Below are 23987 nucleotides of genomic sequence, written 5' to 3'. Positions count from 1 at the left end.
AGAAGTAGTAGACTGTTTCATCTAATTAATTATAGGATTTTATGTATTCGGTTGGTGTTATACCTGTTTTCTTTTTGAATAATCGTGAGAAATATTGAGGATATTCAAAGCCGAGAGCGTAAGCTACTGTTGCTACTGTTGCATTAGAATCTAACAATAAATCTTTTGCTTTATCAAGCAAATGTAAATGAAGATTTTCTATAGCTGTTTTGCCTGTTTCTACCTTTAGAGCATCGCTTAAGTAACGAGGAGTCATGTTCAGTTTATTTGCAATTTCTTCAATTGTTGGAATTGCTTTTCCATAAATCTGATCTTCATTCATATAACGCTCAACTTCATCAATGAATTTATCAAGTAAATTAGAGTTATTTTCTTTACGATGCAAAAACTGACGGTGATAGAAACGATTGGCATATTTTAACAACGTATCTAGCTGTGAGAGAATAAGCTCTTTACTGAATTCGTCTTGGTTGCTGTGATATTCATATTCTATCTGATCAATCAACCCTGAAATCATCTGTTCCTCTTTTTGCGACAAATGTAGGGCTTCGTTGACTGCGTAGCTGAAATAGTTATATTTCTTGATTTCATCCTTGATCGAATACCCACGGATAAAATCCTCATGGAAAACAATTGTGCGGCCTGTTGATTTTACATTTAGCCCCACAACCTTCACTTCCTGCTTCGGAGCCATGAAAATCATTGTGCCGTTTTTACAGTCATATTTTGTGCGGCCGTAAAAGATTTCGCCGGATGTAATATGCTTGAGTGATACCGAATAAAAATCACCGCTTAGTGTAATATCTCGATCGTCACATTTTGTATCATTTGTCTTGTTGGACGACATAGCTACCACAGAAAACAAAGGATGTTCCGGGTCTGGAAGCCCTAAAAAGCTGTGGTACTCTCTCAAATCACTGAAATGTATCTTTTTTGTATTCATATTAAATCACCTTATCTTGTTTGAAGTGGATCGCCTAGAGGAGGCATGGGCGATCCACTTCGTTTAGTCGCATTATATCATGTCCGGATAATTAGGGCTTGTTGAAAAAAGCAAAGTGTGGTCCGGGTGGGAAGTGTGGGAACCCACCCCTAACCCCTCCCAGGAGGGGAATGTGGGAAGACTGGGATTGTAGGAGAAATAATTTTTCCTTGATTTTTCTGCCTCGCCCTGCCCCAACGTCCTCACTTTATGCAGCTCTTTTCACCGAAAAACTGATACTTTTTCACGACTTAAAATGGCTAAAACCTTTATCTGTAAATGCTTTTATATTTAATCAGCAGAGCAATAATTAGTGATAAAAAAACCTTTTCCCGTAAGTACCTTTTCTTTCCTCTCTTGGTGCGCATTCCCTCTCTTGGTCAGCATTCCCTTGCGCCGACAGGCGCAAGGGGTCGCACCGCTTCTGCCTTACCTCCTCCAAAATGTAAGTATTCAACCGGACATGATATTACAGCGGTTTAATAATGAATAAACCACAATCATACTGACTCCTTACTCATTACTCATTACTCCTCACTCCTTACTCATTACTCATTACTCCTTACTCATTACTCTTACAACAGTTTTGTGGTCTACTCAACTGAAAAGCACTGTAGGCTACCGCTGGGACTGACTATGGTTGGGCTTTGGTTTGTGCGCCACCATGCTTTTTGAAGAACCCGTCCATCGCGTCAATGGCTCTAGAAACAAATTCGTCTCTGTCGTACAGGTCAACATGGGATGCGCCTTCGATTTCAACAAACTGTTTCGGGTCAGATGCTTTATCGAAGAAAGTTTTTGTTAGTGGTCCTGTCATGAGAACACCACTAGCAGGCTCCATCGCCTTTTCACCAATGATGCCAATGTATGGCGTGTAGAGGTAAGGTGCGTAACTTGTCGCATCAGCCAACATCGGTGCTTCAAGCATAAAGGATGGCGACAGGTGCGAGTAGTTGGGGTAAGTTTCCGCACCCGCACGTTTGGTCATATAATAATCATAACCTTCGCTCGGTGTTGCTCCATTCTTGACCGCTTCCACTTCTGCTCCCATGCCAAGCGCATCAACATATTCGACGACGCCTGTTTCATAGGCTTTTTGACGACCTGCATTTTGTCTAGCGATTAAGGCTGTAACAGTCTCACGATCCATCGCTTCAAAGTAGCTAGCCTTATTGCCCATCATGCCGGATACAGAGGCAATCGCTTTCAAGCGTTTATCTGTCGTGGCAGTCAAAGCCATGTAACCGCCTGATGCGCAAACGCCGATGCCAAAGAGGTTGTCACGGTCAACGAAGGGAAGTGTACCCATGAAGCTAACCGCATCGCGGATGCTTTCAATCTTCACAAATGCATTTTCGTTGTTACGAATTTCCCCTTCGCTGTCGCCATAACCGATATGGTCAAAAACGATCATGACATAACCGCGTTCGGCAAGATCAGGACCGTAAACGGCTCCGGTTTGCTCTTTCACTTGGTTAAAGGCTGACGAAAAGACAATAGCGGGATAGCTACCATTTGAATCAAAACCTTCTGGTGTGTAGAGGTGAGCTGAAAGGTTTAATCCCTGAGATTTAAAGGTAATATCATTTTTTCCAGATTTTAAATTTTGTAATTTCATCATGGTGTCCTGTTCAATTAAGTTTTAAATTCGCTTACATTTACGATATTATCCAGTTATTTGAGATTAGTAAATAAACAAAACTGCAGGATTTGGATACATTTTTGCAACTTATGTTTTAAATGAACAGGACTTAGGCACTGACCTGACAATAGATGTAGGGTCTTGCTCAGTTACGCTACTGCTAACACACCCTACTGGACTTCCTATTCCCTCTATTCCCTAGCGCTACGCGCTATGCTACTTTTTCCGAATAAAATGCGCCCAAACACCTCCATTAGGACCTGCAACTCGATCCATGTAATCATAGGGATAAGTTAAACGAGTACCTTCAGTATCAGAATAACCAGTTAAAGCATTCCCCCAAGGATCGTTAACAATATAACCCTTGTAGTTATATCCGATCGCTGTCAATATATGACCGCTAGCAGTAAAGTCTCCTGCCACAACTACTGGACGACGGTTATTCAACTCATTTTTTACCTCAGACCACTCACGGGTAGTACTAAAACTTGTCTCAAAATCATAAGCACGAATTAACGCTGATAATACACTGTGGTCTGTTTCTGAACCCTGACCATAATTATTAAAACACCATTCCAATAACTCATCTTCTAACTGATCGCCTCAATAAGACCGTACTCCATAATAAGCAAATATCATGGCGATCGATGTTACATTACAAGTAGACCAATAAAACCGAGGGTTATCACGTTGAGAAAAATAGGGTACATTCAGCTCTATATTATTTCTAATGGGATTAAAAGATTTATTCCCACGTTTAAACAAAAAATAACTAGGAAACACATAACCAGTATTACCAAATTCCCCCATTTGTTCGGTCAAAGCAACTTTGAGATGATTTCCCTCTACAGCATAACTATTCACCCCGTATACTCGACCAATAGGTAACGTTACTCTTTCTGAGCGACCTAACAAAAATGAAAACAAAGGTCGCTTTTTTATCACGGTAGTTTCTCGAACCGTCATCGTCATAGCATTAGGATCGTAGAGTATTTCCTCTTCTTGTTTCTTGATTCTAACGTGCTGCCAATAGATATATCCCACTTTACCAAAACCGGGAATAGATTCCAGCAGAGTTACGCGAAAATGTCCTTTAGTGGAAGCATAACCAGTAATTGCCAAAGTCTGACCTAGAGATAATTCTGCTTTTTGATTATCATCAAGTTGAGATGAATCTTCTGGACTACCCTTAATAAAAGTTTTTTGAACTACCAATATTTTAGCGCTGATATAAGTATCTGGAACATCGGTAAAATCAAATAGTAGAAGTTTAGAACCTTTTGTCATTTCAACATAGGGTTCATAAAAATAGCCAAAATTCCCTATCGGTGATATTGCATTACTCAATACCACTTTTAAATGCCCATCAACTAATCCATATTTTTCAACAGTAAAAATTTCTCCTGCGTCAACCCTAACTTTTTGTTGATTATTAAGCTTGGAACTATCTATAGGATATAATTTAAACCAAGTATCCTTGACAACTTTCAATTTAGTATCTTTTCCAGCAGATATTGGTTCTGAACTTACATAAATATTAATTACTTTACTATCAACAACATTTCCCTTACTATCAAGACTTTGTAAGCGTAACCACCGTGTTCCCTCTGTATTAAAACCTCGACTTAATTTGACTTCCCATAAACCAGACTCTGAGTCAAGATTCACTGGCAATGGATATTTATCTTCCGCAGTCACTGTTACAGTTTTTCCTTGACTAGGATCATAAGTACCCCGGAGAGTTGTGCTTTGATTCACCAAAACTTCTGTAGGACCTAAAAATTTGAGTGTGGCAGCAGTAGCAAAAGCTTGACTAGCTTCAGTTAATTGCACAAAATCTGGATAAACGTACCCCTCGTTACCAAAGTCGGGTAGGTTTTCTGTGAGTAATATTCTGGTATGGTTATTTTGGTATGTGTAGTTGGAGACACCATAAACCATTCCTTTTTGCAGAATTAATTTTTCATCTGGTTTTAAATATGCTTCGTTTGTTGGTTGCTTTTTGATGACGGTATTGTTGAGGGTTTTCAGAGCGATCGCTGTTTGATTATATTTTACTGTTTCCCCTTGTCTGATAATTTCCACTTTTTGTGGATCGATATATCCTGTATCGCCAAAACCTGGGATAGCTTTAGTTAAAGATACTCGAAAATGATCTTCCACACTTGCATAACCTTGGATAACATAAGTTTCTCCAGAAAAAAGTTCTATTTGTTCATTGGATGCTAGTTGGGAATAAGGTTCCGGTTTAAGTTTAATTTGAGTTCTTTCTTTGACCCATAGTAAGGCTTTATCTGGGGGTGCTTCTGGTAAATTAGCACGATTGAAGTAGAGAATTTTTGCCCATTTAGATAAGTGTACTTGTTGAGAATTAAAATAGCCAAATTTGCCAATGAGTGGAATAGGTGTTGCAAGTTCAACTTGTAGATAGTTATCTACTAACTGATAATTTAGCAGTCGATAAGTTTGACCTGCTGATAGATTTGCTTTTTCTTGAGCAGTTAAATTATCTAGATATTCTAATCTTTCTTGAAAGACAGTATTCGTGAGGGTAATTAATGTTAATGATGGGTAAATATTCGGTTCAGTATTAACAGTAATATTAATTGTTTGTTCAATAACTAAAATATTATTTATATCCGTTCCTTTCAGTCGTAACCAACGATTTCCTGAAGTATTAAACCCTGATTCTAAAATTATGTGCCATCATCCTGTAGCTAGATTTTTAGTAACATTCAAAGTATTTATCTTCTGCTAATAGAGCAATACTATGGATTTGTTCGGGATTAAATTTACTTGTAATAATAGTAGGTTGATTAACTAGAAATTCGGTCGGACCAAGATAGGAAAGGGTATCTTTACTCATAATTTCTATTTATTCTAAAACTAAAATTTACTACAACAAATAAACCTGTAGATAATTCTACAGGTGATGAGTAAAAAAATATTTTTCGGAAAATTTATTAGATACTGAAAATTAGTAGAAATCTCCAGAAAAGAGGGAGTAGGGAGTAGGGAACCCACCCCTAACCCCTCCCAGGAGGGGAAGAATTGATAGTTTCTGTGCGATAATCAATTTTATTTTTTATTATCGGAGATGTCTAGTACAAACTATAGCAAAGAATGGATTGCTGAGGACATAGACTGATCATAAACCGTAAGACAGGGAAATGTTTTTCCCACTGTTCCCTATTCCCTATTCCCTATTCCCTATTCCCTATTCCCTGGCTATAATTATTTTGCACCGATAACTTCTAAAATATCTTGAGCGTGACTACCAGTTTTCACATTCTCATCGACGTGAGAAATGTTCCCTGTGGAGTCAATAATATAGGTGACACGCTTAGGATATCCACCACCTTCAACATCATAAGCTTTTGTGATAGCGCCATCAACATCTGCCAATAGTTGGAAAGGCAAACCATATTTCTCAGTGAAAGCTTTGTGGGAAGCTTCATCATCCATGCTTACACCAAGAACAACCATATCTTTACCTTGGTATTCAGCATAGTTATCTCGGAAGCTTTGAGCTTCTTTAGTGCAACCTGGAGTATCATCTTTGGGATAAAAATATAGGACAACTGTTTTGCCAGCAAAATCAGATAAGGAAACGGTGCTGCCGTTGGTATCTTTTACAGTGAATTCTGGTGCTTTAGTGCCAACAGATAATGGCATAGATTTTGTTTTCTCCTTAATAGGTTTACAGTATGGCCTTGTTTTCTTTCTGTTATTTTAAGATATTTTGTGCTTTGAAAAACTTTTTATACCAAATCCGCTTATCAAAAATATTTTATATAATCTAAGATTAAACCTCTTCCTTATTTTCCCCACACCCTATCTCCGCATTTTTACAATTGTGAGGATCTATAAACCGGATTTAGCATTACTTACCCTATAAATTGTTTTCTAAACTACTTAGTAAAAAAAAATCAAGTATTATTTGTATAGCTTATTTTAATGTAATATTATTTGTATTATGAATCAAGATAAAAAAACTTACTTATATGGTATAATGAATAAAAAAAAATAATAACAATGACCTCTATAAAATCTGCAAACTTAATATCACTCCAATACCCTACTAATACTGAAAAAAGGGCGGAAATAGCGCTTAGTTGTAGTCCGTTTAACATCAGCTTATTTGTAACAATGTCGGATAGAAGTGTGGAATTAAAATCAATAGCATCAGAGATAGGCTTCAAAAATGCCTATACTCGTTCGCTTATATCAGAATTAGCTGCTGAAAATTATCTAATGTGGCTCATTCAGGTGGGTGTATTAAGGAGAGAAGTTGATGGACAGGGTATTACAGATGGTTTTCGCCTCACACCTCTGGGCCATAAGTTAGTTAAAAAATATTCTCCAAAGGGAAGTTGGTCTCAACCCTCTGTGAGCGATCGCTTCTATAATTTAATTAATCGTTGGTTTCGACTTCCTATTTAGATGGGCAAAAAATATTCAAGTTTTGAAGAATTCGATCGTAATTTTTTAGTCAAACCTCAACTTTATAGTTATAGATTCTGAAATTAAGTGAATATAGATTATTAACTTCAAAAAAAAGCGCTAATAGCTCAAAATGCTTTTCTTTTGCTCTTACAATATGTTTAATATCAGTGAGGTTCTATGGTATGCAAGATGCCCGCACTTTATAGTTAATATTTGTACCTCATATACCACCAAATATTCTCTCAATTTCTTATCTACCTTATTCGAAAGCTTATATACTTTATCAGCTTGTAAAGTAAAAAAAAATACGGCGTTGGTGATGCGTGGCTATGATTGTGCTTTAATAGCAATTGTCTAACTATTAACTGAAAAGCATTTTATATTTCGCTAAATTTAGGTTTCATAGCTTGACTTACCAACGCCAAAAATACAAGTATTTTACCAAATTCATAAGAAGTTCCATAGAAAAAATTTTAATCAGAGTTGACTGTAGCTCAAGAAAGACTTGTTCATAAATTTCATAATTCTGTGCAGCCTCACATAAAATTGGTATAGTAAAAGATTACACAAAGCTAGCTATATATATTTTAGATTGCAGATAGAAAAATCTTAATTATAATTCCTTTATTACAAACAGCTATGAAAGCAATTATGGTAGTGGGAACTACCTCCCATGCGGGGAAATCTCTGATCACTGCAGCTATCTGTAGAATTTTATCACGTCGTGGATGGAGAGTATCCCCCTTCAAAGGACAAAATATGGCTTTGAACTCTTATGTCACATCTAGTGGTGGAGAGATCGGCTATGCTCAAGCAGTACAAGCTTGGGCCGCAGGTGTTACTCCTGCGGTAGAAATGAATCCTATTTTGTTGAAACCTCAAGGAAATATGACTTCTCAAGTTATCCTCAAAGGAAAAGTATTAGATACAGTAGGAGCCATAGATTATTATCAGAAATATTTTAATATTGGTTGGCAGGCTATTAAAGAATGTTTACAACTTTTATCTCAGGAATTCGACATTATAGTCTGTGAAGGAGCAGGTAGTCCAGCAGAAATTAATTTAAAGCACCGAGATTTAACTAATATGCGAGTAGCCAAGTACTTGAATGCGACTACAATTTTAGTAGTTGATATAGATCGAGGTGGTGCTTTTGCTCATATTATTGGTACTCTAGAACTGCTAGATCCAGAAGAAAGAAGTTTAATTAAAGGGATTGTAATTAATAAATTTAGAGGACAGCGATCGCTTCTAGATTCAGGTATTGAATGGTTAGAAAAAAGAACTAATATTCCTGTAATTGGCGTAATTCCCTGGATTGATGAAGTCTTTCCTGCCGAAGATTCTTTAAGTCTTTTAGACCAACGTTCTACTAAATCTAATACTGAGATTATAATTGCAATTATTAAATTACCAAGAATTTCTAATTTTACTGATTTTGATCCTTTAGATGCAGAGTCTAGTGTCAAGATTAAATATCTCAATCCTAATGATGATTTAGGTTATCCTGATGCGGTAATTATTCCTGGTTCTAAAACTACTATTAGCGATTTATTAATATTACAAAAAAGTGGCATGGCAACAGCTCTCAAGGATTACCAAGCTGCTGGCGGTACAGTTATGGGAATTTGTGGTGGTTTTCAAATGCTTGGTGAAGTTTTAATTGATGCTCAGGGTTTAGAAGGACAAAAGGGAGAATATCAAGGACTAGGACTACTACCACTCAAAACTGTAATTGCTGCTCAAAAAATTTCTCGTCAGCGACAAGTTATTGCTAATTATCCTCTAGCTAATTTACCAGTAATCGGTTATGAAATTCATCAAGGTAGAACCAAAATTACAAAACCAGATATGGTAAATCCTTTATTTAATGATCGTGATTTGGGATTTATTAATAATAATCAGTCTGTCTGGGGTAACTATTTACATGGAATTTTTGATAATAGTCCTTGGCGTCGTTCCTGGTTAAATCTCTTGCGTAAAAAACGAGGTCTCGAAGGTCTACCTACTGGTGTTGCTAACTATAGAGAACAAAGAGAAATAATGTTAGATTCAGTTACAGATCAAGTTAATCGTCACTTAAATTTAAAGTTGATATTTAACTAAAATTTACTGATTAAAATTCACTATAAGCTAACAGTTAATCAAATAATTATTGCTTAATTATGGAAATACTTTTCTTGCCAGATAATGTTACTGTTGAGGCAGAGTCAGGAGAACCTATTCTAGAAGTTGCTGAACGTGCTGGAGTAACTATTCCTACAGGTTGTTTAATGGGTTCTTGTCATGCTTGTGAAGTTGAAATTGATGGTGGTCAAATTATTTGCGCTTGTATTACAGCAGTTCCTCCAGGACGGAAAAAAATGACGATAAATCTGTCTGTAGACATGGACTGGTAATCTTAATGTGGGTGGTAGGTTGTAGGTTCTAGTAAAAAATTACGGGGTATAAATAATAGTAATTAATTTGATTTAGCTACTTAATAGAAGTTTAACTCTTTGACTTATATTTATTGTTCTATCGATCTATATAAGTTGCTACTTAAATCCAGCAAAGAGTTTAATTTATTTTTGCTTGTTCCTATTTTGTTTTCAAAATCTAAAATTTTAATGCCGTTACAAGCTTCGTTTAAAATTTGTTTTAATATTCTTAAGCTGTTTGACTGACAATTGGGATTTTTATAGTTGATATTTGACTTTGTTGAGAATCGAAAGTTTCTCAAGGTATTTTTTTAATAAAAGTAATTCTTGAACTTCCTCTCTTTCAGCACCTATTTGAGCATTAAATCCTCCTGTTATACCAATTTTATAAATGTTTGCTACAAATAGGTAGGGTACTTCTTAGAAGTCAACCCACCCCTAACCCCTCCCAACCCACCCCTAACCCCTCCCAGGAGGGGAGGGGAAGTCAGGAGTCAGGAGTCAGAATGAATAGATTTAATACCAGTTTTTAGGTCATAAATTCTCTTTTTTGTCAAAGATACATTTCCTGCAAAATTTTTTTATTGCACTTATTATTCCTAACATTATTTTTGAAAATTGGTATTATACCTTTAAGCACTTCTTCAAAAGTTGAAATTAAAATTTCCAATCCTTTTTTCTTTGCCTTAATTAAAATAATTTCATTATTCAACAATTAAAATTTTACTAGAAGATTATCCATAATCATTTCAGACTTAGGTTGTGGTTTAGCCAAATCAATACCCAACTTTAAAAGCAAAAACATATTAACTAAATTAGATTTAAATAGTTAATTCTAGCCAGAGATTTCAATTTTTTTTTCTTAAAATTGTTATATTTCATTGATTTAAAAGGTGGAAAACTCATCAGCTTGCCTTTTCATCTCATGTGCATTAAATAAAATTTTAAACTACTTAAACTATTACCAATTACCCATAATTATAGTTAACTTTTTCCTTCTTCATTCTGCTTGACAGCAACAGCATAATCACGAAATCTTTCCATATCTGCCATCAAAGTAGATTCTACCATCCTACCTAAAAATAAATTATCCATAATCTTAATTAACCAGCCAGGAACTCCATAGGCTACAGTTAACTTGACGATACTACTACCATGACGGTCATAAAAACGGATTGCACCTCGGTTGGGTAAACCATCCACAGACTCCCACTGAATAATTTGATGGGTAACTATTCTCTGAATTCGAGAAAGCCAGCTAAACTCAAAATTACCACTAGCTAATTTCCACTTGGATAAGTCTGGATTATCTTTAATAACTTCAACAGATTCTATCCACTTCATCCATCGAGGCATTTGTTCTAAATCTGACCAAAGATTCCACACTAAATCAATTGGAGCAGCTACCTCTATCTGTACGCTATGTTCTAGCCAATTACTCATAATTTTTAGGGAGTAGGAAGTAGGGGGTAGTTAGGAAAAATGAAAATTATGAGCAATAGGGTTCGGATCGGACCAAAACTCATAAGGTATGGAAACATTATACAAGCTTTTTAGATTATAAGACTGCACAAAAAAATCCTTATCGCAAAATTTCACTACTCAATCTTCTCTAGCTGAGTGCTTCAGCAAATGAATCAATTATTGCTCTATACGCAATAGAAGAAAAATTTCACTACTCAATCTTCTCTAGTGGAGTGCTTCAGCAAATGAATTAATTATTTCCCTATACGCAATAGAAGAAAAAATTCCTCCCACTACCCATCACATCTTGCATGAGCTTCAGCAAATGAATTAATTATTGCTCTATACGCAATAGAAGAGAAATTTGACTATCCATCTCTCGTAGCGGGGTGCTTCAGCAAATGAATTAATTATTGCTCTATACGCAATAGAAGAAAAATTTCACCATCAATCTCTCGTAGCGGGGTGCTAAACCGCAGTGGGAGCATCTTGCTCCCGTGCTAGTTATTCCTTGTTTTCCCTATTTCCTACTGCCTAATCCTATCCATTACCCAAAGTCATATTTCAATTCCTAGTTCCAAATTATATGCAAGTTTAACTTGTTACCGAATCTCTTTTACCTGTAGTCTATTGCCACTAGTAACATCTGCACATCGATCCGAGTTATCTGCACTGCAAATAATTACCTTTTGTAGATTTCCTTGAGCTAAAGTTCGATCCATATGAGCAACTTCAAAACAAAGAATAAATAGAAAAACTGCGATACAGGTTAACACGATAAATTGGGCTTGACGAATAAACATTTGCTCTCCTTGTTATTTATTGAAGAATTTTACTTACTAAAACAATTAGCAAATATCTTTACTTAAAATATTTTCAACATTCGCCAAAATTACCTTAGCTGCTTGCTTTCCAGAAATAGTTGCCCCCTCCATACTATCAATATAATCTTGTTGAGTATAACTACCCGCCAGAAAAAAGTTAGGCACAGGAGTCTGTTGATTCGGGCGATATGGATCCATACCAGGAGCTTCCCGATATAAAGACTGAGCTAACTTCACCACACTATACCAAGTCATATTTAACTCCCGCGACGAAGGAAACAACTCATGGACTTGCTTTAACACATGGTGAGCGATCGCCTCATTATTCTCCTTAATAAAAGGATCGCCAGGCGTCAATACCAACTGTAACAAAGAACCTTCTCCTTCTCGGTAATAATCTCCCGGACTTGTCAATGCCAAATCAGCAAAACACGAAAAATCAGCATCTGGAGTATAAAGCAAATTATCAATACCAGCAGCACGCTCTAACTGTTGACGTTGGTTTTTATCATGTAGCTCCGTCACCCAACCATCAAATCTTAACTGTACCGTAGCAACTGGCACTGCATCTAATTTATAAATATTCTCAAATTCCGGCCATTTTCGCCAAGCTTCCGGTAAAATGCGCTGAATACCTGGTACATCGCAGGCAAAAACATAAGCATCAGCAACAATAGTTTCTTTTGTATCCCCATTAGCAACAACTATTCCACTGACACGAGTTTCTCCATCATTCTCAGAAAACTGAATTTCCCTAACTTGTCGTCTAGTAAAAATTTTAGTACCCCGTTCCTCCAAATAATCAACAATTGGTTTGTGGAGATATTCATAAGGAGATCCTTCCAACATCCGCAACACAGACGCTTCAGTTTTTGCAGCAAATAATTGGAATATTGTCAACATACATCGAGCAGAAATATTATCCGCATCAATAAACCCTAAAGCGTAGGCAATAGGGTTCCACATTCGCTTGATACTTCCATCAGACCCACCTTGGCCACGAAACCATTCTCCAAAACTAACTTTATCCAAATCGCGAATAGTTTTCATCGCCCCATCAAAATCTACCAACCCTCTAACTATGGGACTCGTACCTAGAGCGATCGCATTTTGTAGCTTATCTTGCACAGATAACTGAGATGTGGTAAAGAAAGCTTTTAACCCATTAAAGGGCGCTCCAGTCAAAAAGCGAAAATCTAGAGAACCTGTTTTACCCCCCTTATTGATAAAATTGTGAGTATGTTCTTTGAGGCGGAGATTCTCAAAAGCTCCTACTTTTTTCATTAATTCAAAAAGTTGGTAGTAACAGCCAAAGAAAACGTGCAAACCCATTTCTAAATGGTTTCCATTTCCATCTACCCAACTACCTACTTTCCCTCCAACAAAGGGGCGAGATTCAAATATTTCCACTTGATGTCCAGCATCAGCCAACTCTACAGCAGTGGCCATTCCTGCTAAACCTGCCCCTGCGATCGCGACTCGCATTATTTACTTCCTTTATCATTTTTTTTACAATTCTTAATAATTATACCAATTAAGAAACTTTTTTGAGCTTCGAGAAAGTAATTTGCTCTGAAGAAATGTAGGGAAATTGTAGTCTTAGCATATTACTTTTTGACCTGTGGAAAGATAATTTAATTAAGATCGCACAACCATTTATTCTTACTTACAGAAATAGGTTGTCATATATTTGTTTTGATTCATATATAACGACCTATTTATTTAAAATCTCTATTACAATTGATCAATTATTTCATTAGCAAAACATAAAATAAATATGACTGAATAGTTCTCCATCTGGATCGTTTGGAAAGAAGACATTATCGTTTTGAGGTTCTATAAGACGCAACTTACAATCTTCATTAATCATCCAGTTAATAGCATGACCGCCATTATTTATCCAGTTGCCCCACAAAATTCCAAAGGCATGAGAATGATTTAAATTATTACTTTGATAAGAATTTTTTGCAAAGTCAGCCTTGAGCAAAAGAGCAAAATCATCACAATCAAAACGATATATTGTCATCCCAAAAGTACAGTAATTTATTTTTTCTTAATTTTTATACTTATCTCCCTACTTAAAGGCATTCGGCACATACTTATTAGTTATCTCTTCTTCTTAGTTATCTCTTCTTCCTTCTTCACAAAGATATTGGCATTAATTGTAATGGCCCTATCCCCAATTCTTTAGTAGAGAGAAAGCGCACTTCAAACAAAGCCATCATATCCTTAAAATCTGGTTGACCACGAGAAGCACCTGTAATACCCCTGGCAATAATTAAACCACACCAACCATCAGTAGCTTGGCAACGCTTGTCCCATTTTTGTTTAGCTTTCTTGTGTACTGGGTCATTCTGCACAAATTCACCAAATAAATGAAGCACACCATCATAAGTTTTAAATATGCCCAAATCGTAGCTTGTTTCTTCCATGGGATCTTCTCCTATATTAAACCCGATACCATGAAGTCCTTGAGCTTCTTGTAAATCATCTATCAATTTAGTTGCTTTTGGCAGAGAAGTTTGAATCAAAACTATTGGTAAACCTTCTCCTAATAATTTAAGATCTACTTCTGCTGCCTGGTGTAGTTTAGTATTGTCTCGTAGATATGCCACTGTATCCCAAGGTACCATTCCTAAACTTAAGAAAGAATTGGCCGGGACCAAATCATTCTTCAGCATGGGCATTTCAATTTCTAATTCTTCATCTCCTTCAAGATCGGCCTCGGTAGCCATTTCATATAATTCTTCTGCCACTTCTGGCATAGTGGCCACTTTGACTGAAATTATTTGTTCAGATTCTGGTATAGGGATACGGTAGCGACTATTGATACTAGGAAACTTATTACCTGTCATCTTTTTGCGACAAGAGCGTAAAAAACGATGGAGTGCTTCTATTGCCACTAATGTGGTAACTGCTTCCTCTTCATATAGAACAGACCTTAAACCTTCTAAAGGATGTAGATTACCAAAATTGGGCTGAATTTCTGATGCAGATAAATTTTGGAGGTCGATATTCTCACTCTCATCATCTGCCTCTTCTTCTTGAAGGTGATCGTAAGTGACAAACAAACAATCTTGTCCCAAAAAAGCTTCCTCTAAATTTTCAAAAGATTTTTCATAAGCTACTCGTTGCCGAAACCTTTTGAGAGAATCTAAAGAACGATATAGTAAGATGCCATAATCCATACCCAACTTACCTAAGACGCAGATGTAGAGATTTTTGATATCCCATTGATTAAGTTCTATGGAAATAATTTGATGTTCTCCTAATATTTCCCATGGTGCATCGTCCCAAACTTGATATGCTTTTTCAAGTAAAGCTTCCGCATAGTCAGGAGGTAAGTTAGGAGGACGATTTTCTGCTACTTCCTGTAGTCCTTGAAATATTTCATCAATTAGAGGTAAATCCGGGACATAATCAATGGTAATTCCTAGGTCTTGTAAAACTCCCCTCAGAAAAAATTGAATTTCTCGGTCTTTGACTACTATTTTTTGAGGTCTAATTGTTGGAGCTGGACTTTGAGGATTTTCCATTGCTCGCAGCAGTGTCCGAACAATTGCTTCTGGGCCAATTTCTGATGTCACCATGTCCATTGCTCGTACCATTCCATGGGAGCCATCGACCCAAATAATACATTCATTTGTTGTTTCTGACTCTAACTCTGGGTTAGAGCTTGAGTCTGAGTATATAGGGCGACGATCGCCTTCCCACACACTTGGAACTTGTTGTAATTTTTGTAACCTACGAATTGTTGAAGGATTAAGAGCTGCCATAGACTAAGCCTGTGAAAGTGAAGCAATCGGTAAATATTCTTTCCTTGTTGCATTAAGCCATATTCTTCATGTACTTTGATATACATTTTTCTCTATACAGCTTTGCTAATGTGACGGGAATTTTATTTTCTACTATCTTAATGACTGCTCGGATCAATTGAGCGATGAATCATAATTAACATAAAAATATATAGACTTACTATATAATTCTCTATCTATAATTTTAATAATTTTAACATTATTAACGACAGTCTTTAAGTTTTTGGTACCCATATATTAAGATATTAAACCACAATAAGGCCAGATTTAAAAAAATGATGATTTTTGACTGAGGATACTATTCAAAAAGTATAGTTACAATCTTTATCTAGAAATATAAATATGAAATAGAATATATAAATAGTAAGGAATTACTATTTTAGAGCAATAGTACAAGGAGCTAGAAATAAAAATGACACAAGCTACTCAGTCTCAGCAAAAAGGTATCATGATGAGCGAAGCTGCTTTAGCTCAGGTTAATTCTCTAAGAGAGAAAGAAGGGAAAGACCTGTGCCTCAGAGTAGGGGTGCGTCAAGGTGGATGTTCTGGAATGTCCTACATGATGGATTTTGCTGACCCTAATACTATTAGAGAAGATGATGAAGTTTATGATTATGATGGATTTAAGGTAGTTTGCGATCGCAAGAGTATTCTATATCTCTACGGTTTAGTACTCGACTATAGTAATGCTTTAATTGGGGGTGGGTTTCAATTTAGTAATCCTAATGCAACTCAAACCTGTGGCTGTGGTAGTTCCTTTTCTGCCTAAAATTAATCAAATCAAATCATATTTGTCAGAAGTTATCTAGGTCTAGTCTTTCCTAGAACTTCTGTAAATGCAACTGCTTAATAATGGGCAAACTGGAGAGTAGGGGTACAGTATTAATTGTGCCCCTATCTATGTAAATTGAGTATATTAATGTACAATCTTAAACTTACTTATTGTCATTAATTTTTTTAAGTAGAAAATATCGAATATTATGACTCAGACACCTGAAGAATTATATAAAGAAGGATTAGAAAGATATAAAGCTGGAGAAGAACCAAAAACTTTAATTCCAGTATTTAAAGATATTACAAATCGTTCTCCTAAAAGTAGTAGTAGTTGGATAAGTTTATCATGGTTATATCTATTAGAGAAAAAACCTAAATCAGCTTACAAAGCAGCGAAGACAGGAGTTAAACTTAATCCAGACGATCCACAAGGGAGAATTAATTTAGCTTTAGCAATGCTAGAAATGGGAGAAAAGGGTGTAAGAACTCATGTAGAAAGGGCACAACAAATGATTATGGCTGACTCAGATTGGCTTGAGGAAATTAAAAGTAACATTCAGGATGGTTTTGAGAGAAGAGCTGATTGGCCTAGTTTAAGTCGAGTTAAGAGTTGGTTATTCGATGTTTAAGTGAAATACCCCACCATACTTCTTTGAGGGTGGAGCTTCCTACCCTCAAGAACTAACGCTCTTGATACACAGCATTTGAACTGTCTGGTTAGGCGTAGATTCGGACACTTCCTACCCTATATATTCATCAGAAAATTGCCACAAATTATGACAGGTGTTAATATCTCTGTCATGAGCCACATGAAACTCTTCAAAGATAAACTATACACTATAAAAAAGCAGTGTTATAGCATCCAGAAACCACTAAAGGATGATAATAAATAGTTTTGAGTTGAGCTGATAACTGTATAGATGAAGCAAAACATTAAAAGCTATTTTTCAAAGATATAGAACTCGCATAAATTCTCAACATTAAATCTTTTTTTCCTTCTCCTAGTTAAACTACTCTTCACTGATTCAAGAAGTTAAAATATATATGTTAAAAAAACTTAATAATTCATATAAAAACTTTATGAGATATCCAAGAAAATCATGTTATGATGTTTAGAACTTTAAGAGATTACTTAATCGCTGTAAATTGAGAACATCCCACATAGAGCATCTAGCTCTACAAACTACCTCTAAATCATCTAGCGAAAACTTGAAGAATGCTAATATTGGCATTACATAAAATTCAAGTTAAAGGTTGACTTCCTCAAGATATTTACTCAAATAATATCATAAAGTTGTCTGCATAAATGAGGATAATGGGAAATTATCTGTACAATCCTAAAACACAGATAAAATGTCTGAATTAATAGCCTATTATGACCTACAAAAATTGCTGAAAGTAAAACAATAACATACACTAAGCAAAAAAAATGAATAGGTAGTTAAAGCACAAATAAATTCAGAAAAAGATTTTTAGAGTGTGAGGCTGTGCCTAATATACATAAGCAAGTCTGGGAAAATTTAACAACTTGTTTAGTCTTTAGTAAAAATCTCTATATCAGAGAGCCAGACCTAATTTTTAGATAATACAAAGGAGTTGAAATACAATGACAATTAATAACAACAACAAAGAAGTTAGTTTAAAGCCAGAAACTCGTAATCACAAAGGATTTTTTATACAGCAAGGAGATTATAAACTAATGAGCATAGATGAGTCTGGCTGGGCTTTAATTTGTCTAGATGACGCAGTATGTCATTATGTAGATCCAGATAACTTGGAACAAATTAAAGAATTAGTCAAAGAATCCGCAACTGCTCAGAAATAAAGATTTTAACTACCTATAGATTTAAAAATTATTTGATAGAGCTGCCTTAAACTTAAAGGCAGCTTAATTTTTTTTTACTCCCATGACGGAAAGTCCCGCGTTTTCCTGTAAGGGAGACTCGGGATGATAGCCATCCATATTTTGAAGAAGGAGACAGGAGACAGGAGACAGGAGACAGGAGGAAAATTACATGGGGATTCGCTCCCCCAAGTAATTTTGAACACCCTGTAGACGGTGGGGTATTAAACCCACAAAGAAAATGTTGAAGAAGGAGACAGGAGACAGGAGACAGGGGGAGGGCATCACCTCTGTATAAACTGCAACTCTTTTTTGAGTTGAAGAATCCCGTGGTGTCGCCTAAGCGTACCACCGGGAATATGTCAAGGAGCTAAAATATTTTTCAGAGCCGACTTAACAGTTGAATATTGATACTCAAAGCCAGAAGCTTGAGTCTGTTTTGGTAAGACTTTTTGACCTTCCAATACCACCACTGCACCATCTCCTAATAACAATTCAATGGCAAAATCAGGTACAGGTAACCAAGAAGGTCGATTTAAAACTAATCCTAAATCTTGACAAAATTCTCCCATTCGTACAGGATTAGGAGAAGTAGCATTGAATTTACCTTCTATTTTTTGGTGGCGCAGAGAATGTAAAATCAAACCAACCAAATCATCAATATGTACCCAAGAAAACCATTGCTTACCACTACCAATAGGCCCACCAGCAAATAACTTAAACGGAGTTAGCATTTTTGAGACAGTACCACCCATACCCAGTACAATACCAATCCGCAAAATAACCAACCTCACCCCCAAATCTTTTACAGGTTCAGCTGCAGTTTCCCAAGCTCGACAAACCTCAGCCAGAAAATCATTTCCACTATTGCTATGTTCATCAAAAGTTACGGTTTCACTCGTACCATAATAGCCAATAGCCGACCCACTGACCAATACCGATGGTTTAGAATTAGCCTGAGCGATCGCCTCCACCAATTTTTCCGTAGTTACCTTGCGACTGTCCATAATTTCTTGCTTCCGACTAGCATTCCAACGCTCATCAGCAATACCAGCTCCTGCCAGATTAACCACACCATCGCAGCCATCTATAAACTTTTGCCAAGCACCAGACTGTTTTGGTTGGTAGGCAACTATCTCTAAATTAGGGTAGGCTGAGTCAGGAAAAATTCGTTTAGCTTTTTCCGGATTGCGGGTCAAAACTAATATTTGTTCCCCTTCCGAATGTAAACGCTCTACCAAGCGACTGCCAACAAACCCTGTTGCTCCTGTAATAGCTACTTTCATTACTAAAAAATTTGCCCACAATACTTAATTTATCCTTGTAAGACATCATATAAGCTGTTTTGCATTTAAACCATATACCCAATTTTTGTCAAAGGGAATAGTGAATAGGGAATAGGGAACAGGGAACAGGGAATATAGAATCTAAATACACATCTCCAATAATAAAAAATAACATCAATTATCCCACATAAATCATCAATTCTTTCTCCCTACTTCTTGCTCTGTACTCCCTACTCCCTCTTTTCTCGAGATGTCTAATGATTCTTAGCTTAGTAGGTTGGGTCAAGTACCAGCGTTAGCGCAGCTTATCCACAGGATAAACCCAACCCAAATAATGTTGGGTTTCAATTCTTCAACCCAACCTACTAGACTGATACTAAAAAACTTTGCCCACAATATAGTAGCTTGGGTCAAGCACCAGGGAAACCCAATCAAAACCTATAAATTAAATAATGTTGAGTTTTATTTTTCAAGCCAACCCAACCAACCGACCCTACCTAGTCTGCAAAATTAATTTAATATTTGTTACAGGTAGAAAACAGGAAAGAGAAAATATAAACGGGTAGTGGATGTTAAAGAGAATTTTGTCTACCTACTTCTACTTATACTTACCTAGTAGATATTAAATTATAAAAAAAATTCTATGAAAAAATCACACTTTCTAATTGCTGGTGCAACCATCATTACAGCAGTCAGTATTGCTACCTATCTTTACTTGAGAAATGTGGCCGCGAAAGTCTCCAACCCTCTGAACAGCGCCCAAATAGTACCTGAGTCGGCAATTATGGCCAGTTTTATTCATCCTAATCAACAAGCTTTGAATAAATTACAACAATTTGGTACTCCCGAAACCAGAAAATTAATTAGCCAGAGTTATGCAGAATTTCAGCAGGAAAATTTAGCAGAAGCTAATATTGATTGGGAAAAAGACATTCAACCTTGGTTGGGAGGAATAATGTTTGCTTTTGTTCCCGCTGAGTCAGGGGAAGATACCGATCCGGTGAATATTTTGATGTTGGTGGGAATTAAAAATAAGTTGGAGGTTTGGAAATTTGCCAATAAATTAAAAGGAGATGAGGAAAATCAAGTTATTGAGAAGGAATATCAGGGGGTGACTATTCGGGAAGTTACTGATGAGAGTGGGAAAACTTTTAATTTGGCAATTTTGGGAGATTATTTAGCGATCGCGACCGTTGCAGCAGCAGTGGAAGATACTATTGATACGTTTCAGGGTCAAGCTTCTTTGGCAATGCAAGAGAATGCTGCTGAAAGTTTACAGCAGAGTGCAGGGGTGGAGAATGCCCTCGCTACTATTTTTATTCCTAATTATAGTCAGTTGATGACGGCATTTACTGATGACTTGCCGGAGAATGAACAGTTGTCTACTGCAAGTTTAGTGCAGTTGGAAAAAATAAATTCTGTGGTGATGGGAATAGGAGTGGATGATGCTGGTTTGCGCTTGCGGACAGTGACTAAGTTGAATTCTCCCTTGCCTCCAGAGCAGACTGAAACAGCATCGGGTGAGGTTTTGCAACGGTTTCCAGCGGAGACGATGATGTCGGTCAGTGGGAAGAATATTAGTTTAGCTTGGTCGCAGTTTGTGGCGCAAGCGCAGGGTAGTGAAGATTTGCAGGATCTGTTGGAGATGGTGAGGAAGACGTTTCAAGATTTAGATTTGGATGTAGATCGAGAAGTGTTTGGTTGGATGGATGGGGAGTTTGCTATAGGTTTAATTGGGTCAAATGAAGGAAGATTGGTACAGACTGGCGTTGGTGGAGCGATGATTTTGGAGACTAGCGATCGCTTTGCTGCTAATGGGATGTTGAGAAAGTTAAATAGAGTAGCGATGGAAAAACCTGGTGTGTCGTTGAAGGAAAAACAGGTGGGAGAGATATCGGTGACGGAGTGGCAGATGGTTGGTATTGGTAGTTTTTTGGGGTATGGGTGGTTGGATGATGATTTTTTGTTTGTGGCACTTGGTGAACCGTTGATAGAGGTGATGATAACTATGCCAGATCGTGGTTTAATTGGGAGTGATGATTTTGAGGAAGTCGTGGGGTCTTTACCAACATCGAATCAGGGGTATTTTTATTGGAATATGGAACAGATGATGGTTTGGGCGAATCGTTATCAGTTTGTGAATCTGATGATGCCACGGGATGTGAAGGTTGTTTTGAGTTCAATTCGTGGTATTGGGGTGACGGCGAGTTGGTCGGATGAGTTGACGAATGAGATGGAAATTTTGTGGGTGTTGCAGAAAAAGTAGTCAGTTTGTAGTTTGTAGGGTGCTGTTAGCGATAGCGTAACGCACCCAAATTATCAAAAGTGATTAAGTGAGTAAAACCTTAAAAGTAGATTTTTTCTAACAGAAAAATCGGACTTCAAGCCTGATTTTAATTCAGGTAATGATTCTTTTTGTATAGATTTGCCAACTTTGTAGATAGTAGTAATTTATAAATTTTATACTGTTCATCCATATCATCTATTTATGGATATGGCAATAAAATTTGGAATTGGCAAAAGTAGATTTCAATTTACCTTAATTATCGGCTGAAAACGATTGAAAACTATTTGTTTTTTACAGTTAAATTTGACAAAAACAACTATTATTTCGTCGTTAAAATAAATATAATCAAAAAATATACTACTTGGTATAATATGGTATTAAATATTATTAGGAACTACTAACCAAATGTTAGATTGGATTTCTGTTACTTTTTCTCAATTATTAAAAAATATAGATGCTATCATTTTTTATCGTATTGGTGGCGACCAAGGGATACCACTTATTGTACTTTGGCTAATTAGTGGCAGTCTCTTTTTTACTCTCCGAATGCAGTTTATTAATATTCGAGCTTTTAAACACGCCATAGATGTTATTTGGGGAAAATACGATGACCCTAATGATGAGGGTGAAGTCTCTCATTTTCAAGCTATGGCAACTGCTTTATCTGGAACTGTGGGGCTAGGAAATATTGCTGGAGTTGCTATTGCTATTAGTTTTGGAGGACCAGGTGCAGCTTTTTGGATGACGATCGCAGGGTTGTTAGGCATGAGTACAAAGTTTGTTGAATGTACTTTGGCACAAAAATATCGTGTAGTTAACCCAGATGGTACAAGCATTGGAGGGCCAATGTATTATATATCAATGGGTTTAGCTGACTTAGGACAAAAAAAATTAGGTCAATTTTTAGGTGGAATGTTTGCATTGTTCAATATCTTTGCTGTCTTGGGTAGTTCCAGCATATTTCAGTCTAACCAGTCTCAAGTAGTTGTTGCTAATGTGATACCTTTTTTTGCTCAACGAAGCTGGGTTTATGGATTAATTTTAGTATTAGTAGTGGGGTTAGTAATAGTAGGTGGTATTCAACGTATTGCTGGAGTAGCTGCTGCCATTGTACCGACAATGTGTGGCGTTTACTTTCTGGCAGGTTCATGGGTAATTTTAGCTAACTTTACTGCTATTCCTCACGCAATTTCTACTATAATTCATAGCGCTTTTGCTCCCCAAGCTATGGCAGGGGGTTTTGTGGGAGCGCTAATACAAGGGATTCGCCGTGCAGCTTTTTCTAATGAAGCAGGATTGGGTTTGGCAGCGATCGCTCATGCTACGGCAAAGACAGATGAACCTGTTCGAGAAGGTATTGTAGCAATGCTAGAACCATTTATTGATACTGTCATTATCTGTAATATGACCGCTTTAGTAGTTATTATTACTGGCGTTTACAATAATCCTGAATTTGCGACTCTCAATGGTTCAGAACTAACTTTAGCCGCTTTTACTACTGTGATTGACTGGTTTCCTGCTATTTTGACAATTTGTATAATTTTGTTTGCTTTTTCTACGATGATTTCTAGTAGTTACTATGGTCAAGTTTGCTGGCAATATTTATTTGGAAACCGAGGTGTGATTATCTATAAAATCTTGTTCTTAGTAGGTATCTTTGTGGGTACGGTTACTAACCCAGAAGCAGTCATTGAGTTTAGTGATGCTATGAAAATAACTCTTGCTTTTCCGAGTTTGCTTGGTGCTTATTTTCTCTGTGGTAAAGTGGCAACAGACCAAGCAAGTTATATGAAGCGTTTACAAGCAGGAGAAATGTTCAATGAATCTCCTTCAAAAGTTATTGGGTGAGAAATAGCGCTACGCGCAAGGCAACAGGCAACAGCGGTGCGACCCCGCGTCGGTGACAGACGCAAGCGGTCAGACCCCGCGACCAAGTTAGTAGCAAGGGAATGCTGACCAAGAGAGGGAATGTTGACTAAGAGAGGGAACGCGCACAAAGAGAGGGAGTAGAAAAATCAATGCTTTTGGGTTGCCCATACTAACTGTAGTCTATCTATGTGAAAAGCGCTATAAAGTCGGCCGTTCACCCCTACGGATAGTATATGATTTGATATTTTGCGTAAGTCCTGATTTAGTAGAAGGGCGTTGCACAAATGCGGGATGATTTTAATAGTTTTGTGCTTGGGGGGCATTTTGCCCGTTCC

The 23987-nt window shown here is 36.8% G+C and carries 22 protein-coding genes; 10 read left to right on the top strand and 12 right to left on the bottom strand.

The features are described 5' to 3' along the window. Positions 1 to 25: 25 nt before the first annotated feature. Positions 26 to 943, bottom strand: a complete 918-nt coding sequence (locus tag F6K06_RS13215) for an AraC family transcriptional regulator (protein WP_124154726.1) — start codon at positions 941 to 943, stop codon at positions 26 to 28. A gap of 98 nt (positions 944 to 1041) precedes the next feature. On the opposite strand from F6K06_RS13215, the gene F6K06_RS13210 reads away from it, so the two are divergent. After that, on the top strand, positions 1042 to 1296 hold the full coding sequence (locus tag F6K06_RS13210) for a hypothetical protein (protein ID WP_124154727.1): 255 nt from the start codon (positions 1042 to 1044) through the stop codon (positions 1294 to 1296). A 320-nt stretch (positions 1297 to 1616) separates the two neighbouring features. Here the strand turns inward: F6K06_RS13210 and F6K06_RS13205 are convergent, their stop codons facing one another. From F6K06_RS13205 to F6K06_RS13195, 5 genes are all read right to left on the bottom strand, one after another. Then, entirely contained in the window at positions 1617 to 2603 is a 987-nt protein-coding gene (locus F6K06_RS13205; RefSeq protein ID WP_287241553.1) for an alpha/beta hydrolase, read from the bottom strand. 237 nt (positions 2604 to 2840) lie between these two features. Continuing rightward, entirely contained in the window at positions 2841 to 3203 is a 363-nt protein-coding gene (locus tag F6K06_RS33955) for a C39 family peptidase (RefSeq protein ID WP_287287968.1), read from the bottom strand. A gap of 24 nt (positions 3204 to 3227) precedes the next feature. After that, positions 3228 to 4787: a peptidoglycan-binding protein gene (locus tag F6K06_RS33950; RefSeq protein ID WP_353734888.1), complete on the bottom strand. Its 1560-nt coding sequence runs from the start codon at positions 4785 to 4787 to the stop codon at positions 3228 to 3230. Positions 4788 to 5349: 562 nt separating this feature from the next. Next, positions 5350 to 5490 (bottom strand): hypothetical protein, encoded by a 141-nt coding sequence (locus tag F6K06_RS33945; RefSeq protein WP_287277328.1) that lies wholly within the window; start codon positions 5488 to 5490, stop codon positions 5350 to 5352. 368 nt (positions 5491 to 5858) lie between these two features. Further along, the gene (locus F6K06_RS13195) at positions 5859 to 6299 is read right to left on the bottom strand and encodes a peroxiredoxin (protein ID WP_287241555.1); all 441 of its coding nucleotides are present in this window, start codon (positions 6297 to 6299) and stop codon (positions 5859 to 5861) included. A 360-nt stretch (positions 6300 to 6659) separates the two neighbouring features. On the opposite strand from F6K06_RS13195, the gene F6K06_RS13190 reads away from it, so the two are divergent. The 4 genes from F6K06_RS13190 (at position 6660) to F6K06_RS13175 (ending at position 10023) form a co-directional block, all read left to right on the top strand. After that, on the top strand, positions 6660 to 7067 hold the full coding sequence (locus F6K06_RS13190; RefSeq protein WP_124146494.1) for an Npun_F0494 family protein: 408 nt from the start codon (positions 6660 to 6662) through the stop codon (positions 7065 to 7067). A gap of 642 nt (positions 7068 to 7709) precedes the next feature. Beyond that, positions 7710 to 9176, top strand: a complete 1467-nt coding sequence (gene cobQ / locus F6K06_RS13185) for a cobyric acid synthase CobQ (RefSeq protein ID WP_124146493.1) — start codon at positions 7710 to 7712, stop codon at positions 9174 to 9176. Between the two features lie 59 nt (positions 9177 to 9235). Continuing rightward, positions 9236 to 9469 carry a 2Fe-2S iron-sulfur cluster-binding protein gene (locus tag F6K06_RS13180; protein WP_124146492.1) on the top strand — a complete coding sequence of 78 codons (234 nt, stop codon included), beginning with the start codon at positions 9236 to 9238 and terminating at the stop codon, positions 9467 to 9469. Positions 9470 to 9885: 416 nt separating this feature from the next. Continuing rightward, a complete protein-coding gene (locus tag F6K06_RS13175) occupies positions 9886 to 10023 on the top strand; it encodes a hypothetical protein (RefSeq protein ID WP_205127483.1) in 138 nt (45 codons plus the stop codon). A gap of 451 nt (positions 10024 to 10474) precedes the next feature. Here F6K06_RS13175 and F6K06_RS13170 read toward each other — a convergent pair whose 3' ends face one another. From F6K06_RS13170 to F6K06_RS13150, 5 genes are all read right to left on the bottom strand, one after another. After that, positions 10475 to 10933 carry an SRPBCC family protein gene (locus F6K06_RS13170; protein ID WP_124146491.1) on the bottom strand — a complete coding sequence of 153 codons (459 nt, stop codon included), beginning with the start codon at positions 10931 to 10933 and terminating at the stop codon, positions 10475 to 10477. Positions 10934 to 11556: 623 nt separating this feature from the next. Beyond that, a complete protein-coding gene (locus tag F6K06_RS13165; RefSeq protein ID WP_124146490.1) occupies positions 11557 to 11757 on the bottom strand; it encodes a hypothetical protein in 201 nt (66 codons plus the stop codon). A gap of 45 nt (positions 11758 to 11802) precedes the next feature. Beyond that, the gene (gene zds, locus F6K06_RS13160) at positions 11803 to 13263 is read right to left on the bottom strand and encodes a 9,9'-di-cis-zeta-carotene desaturase (protein WP_124146489.1); all 1461 of its coding nucleotides are present in this window, start codon (positions 13261 to 13263) and stop codon (positions 11803 to 11805) included. 271 nt (positions 13264 to 13534) lie between these two features. Then, positions 13535 to 13804 (bottom strand): lectin MOA-related protein, encoded by a 270-nt coding sequence (locus tag F6K06_RS13155; RefSeq protein ID WP_124146488.1) that lies wholly within the window; start codon positions 13802 to 13804, stop codon positions 13535 to 13537. Positions 13805 to 13919: 115 nt separating this feature from the next. Next, the gene (locus tag F6K06_RS13150) at positions 13920 to 15554 is read right to left on the bottom strand and encodes a DUF6930 domain-containing protein (RefSeq protein ID WP_124146487.1); all 1635 of its coding nucleotides are present in this window, start codon (positions 15552 to 15554) and stop codon (positions 13920 to 13922) included. Between the two features lie 451 nt (positions 15555 to 16005). On the opposite strand from F6K06_RS13150, the gene F6K06_RS13145 reads away from it, so the two are divergent. The 3 genes from F6K06_RS13145 (at position 16006) to F6K06_RS13135 (ending at position 18192) form a co-directional block, all read left to right on the top strand. Continuing rightward, the gene (locus F6K06_RS13145) at positions 16006 to 16362 is read left to right on the top strand and encodes an iron-sulfur cluster assembly accessory protein (protein WP_124146486.1); all 357 of its coding nucleotides are present in this window, start codon (positions 16006 to 16008) and stop codon (positions 16360 to 16362) included. A gap of 211 nt (positions 16363 to 16573) precedes the next feature. Further along, a complete protein-coding gene (locus F6K06_RS13140; protein WP_124146485.1) occupies positions 16574 to 16996 on the top strand; it encodes a hypothetical protein in 423 nt (140 codons plus the stop codon). Between the two features lie 977 nt (positions 16997 to 17973). Beyond that, complete coding sequence (locus F6K06_RS13135) at positions 17974 to 18192, top strand: hypothetical protein (protein WP_124146484.1); 219 nt, start codon at positions 17974 to 17976, stop codon at positions 18190 to 18192. A gap of 380 nt (positions 18193 to 18572) precedes the next feature. On the opposite strand, the gene F6K06_RS13130 is transcribed toward F6K06_RS13135, so the two are convergent. Further along, a complete protein-coding gene (locus F6K06_RS13130; RefSeq protein WP_124146496.1) occupies positions 18573 to 19496 on the bottom strand; it encodes a TIGR01777 family oxidoreductase in 924 nt (307 codons plus the stop codon). A gap of 643 nt (positions 19497 to 20139) precedes the next feature. On the opposite strand from F6K06_RS13130, the gene F6K06_RS13125 reads away from it, so the two are divergent. Both F6K06_RS13125 and F6K06_RS13120 read left to right on the top strand, forming a co-directional pair. Beyond that, positions 20140 to 21762: a DUF3352 domain-containing protein gene (locus F6K06_RS13125; protein ID WP_124146483.1), complete on the top strand. Its 1623-nt coding sequence runs from the start codon at positions 20140 to 20142 to the stop codon at positions 21760 to 21762. A 426-nt stretch (positions 21763 to 22188) separates the two neighbouring features. Beyond that, entirely contained in the window at positions 22189 to 23631 is a 1443-nt protein-coding gene (locus F6K06_RS13120) for a sodium:alanine symporter family protein (RefSeq protein ID WP_124146482.1), read from the top strand. Positions 23632 to 23987 lie beyond the last annotated feature (356 nt).

The organism is Okeania sp. SIO1H4 (assembly GCF_010672695.1).
In the GTDB taxonomy this organism is placed as follows: domain Bacteria; phylum Cyanobacteriota; class Cyanobacteriia; order Cyanobacteriales; family Microcoleaceae; genus Okeania; species Okeania hirsuta.
The sequence above is the reverse complement of the archived record's forward strand: the minus strand, read 5'-3'. Positions and strand labels throughout refer to the sequence as shown.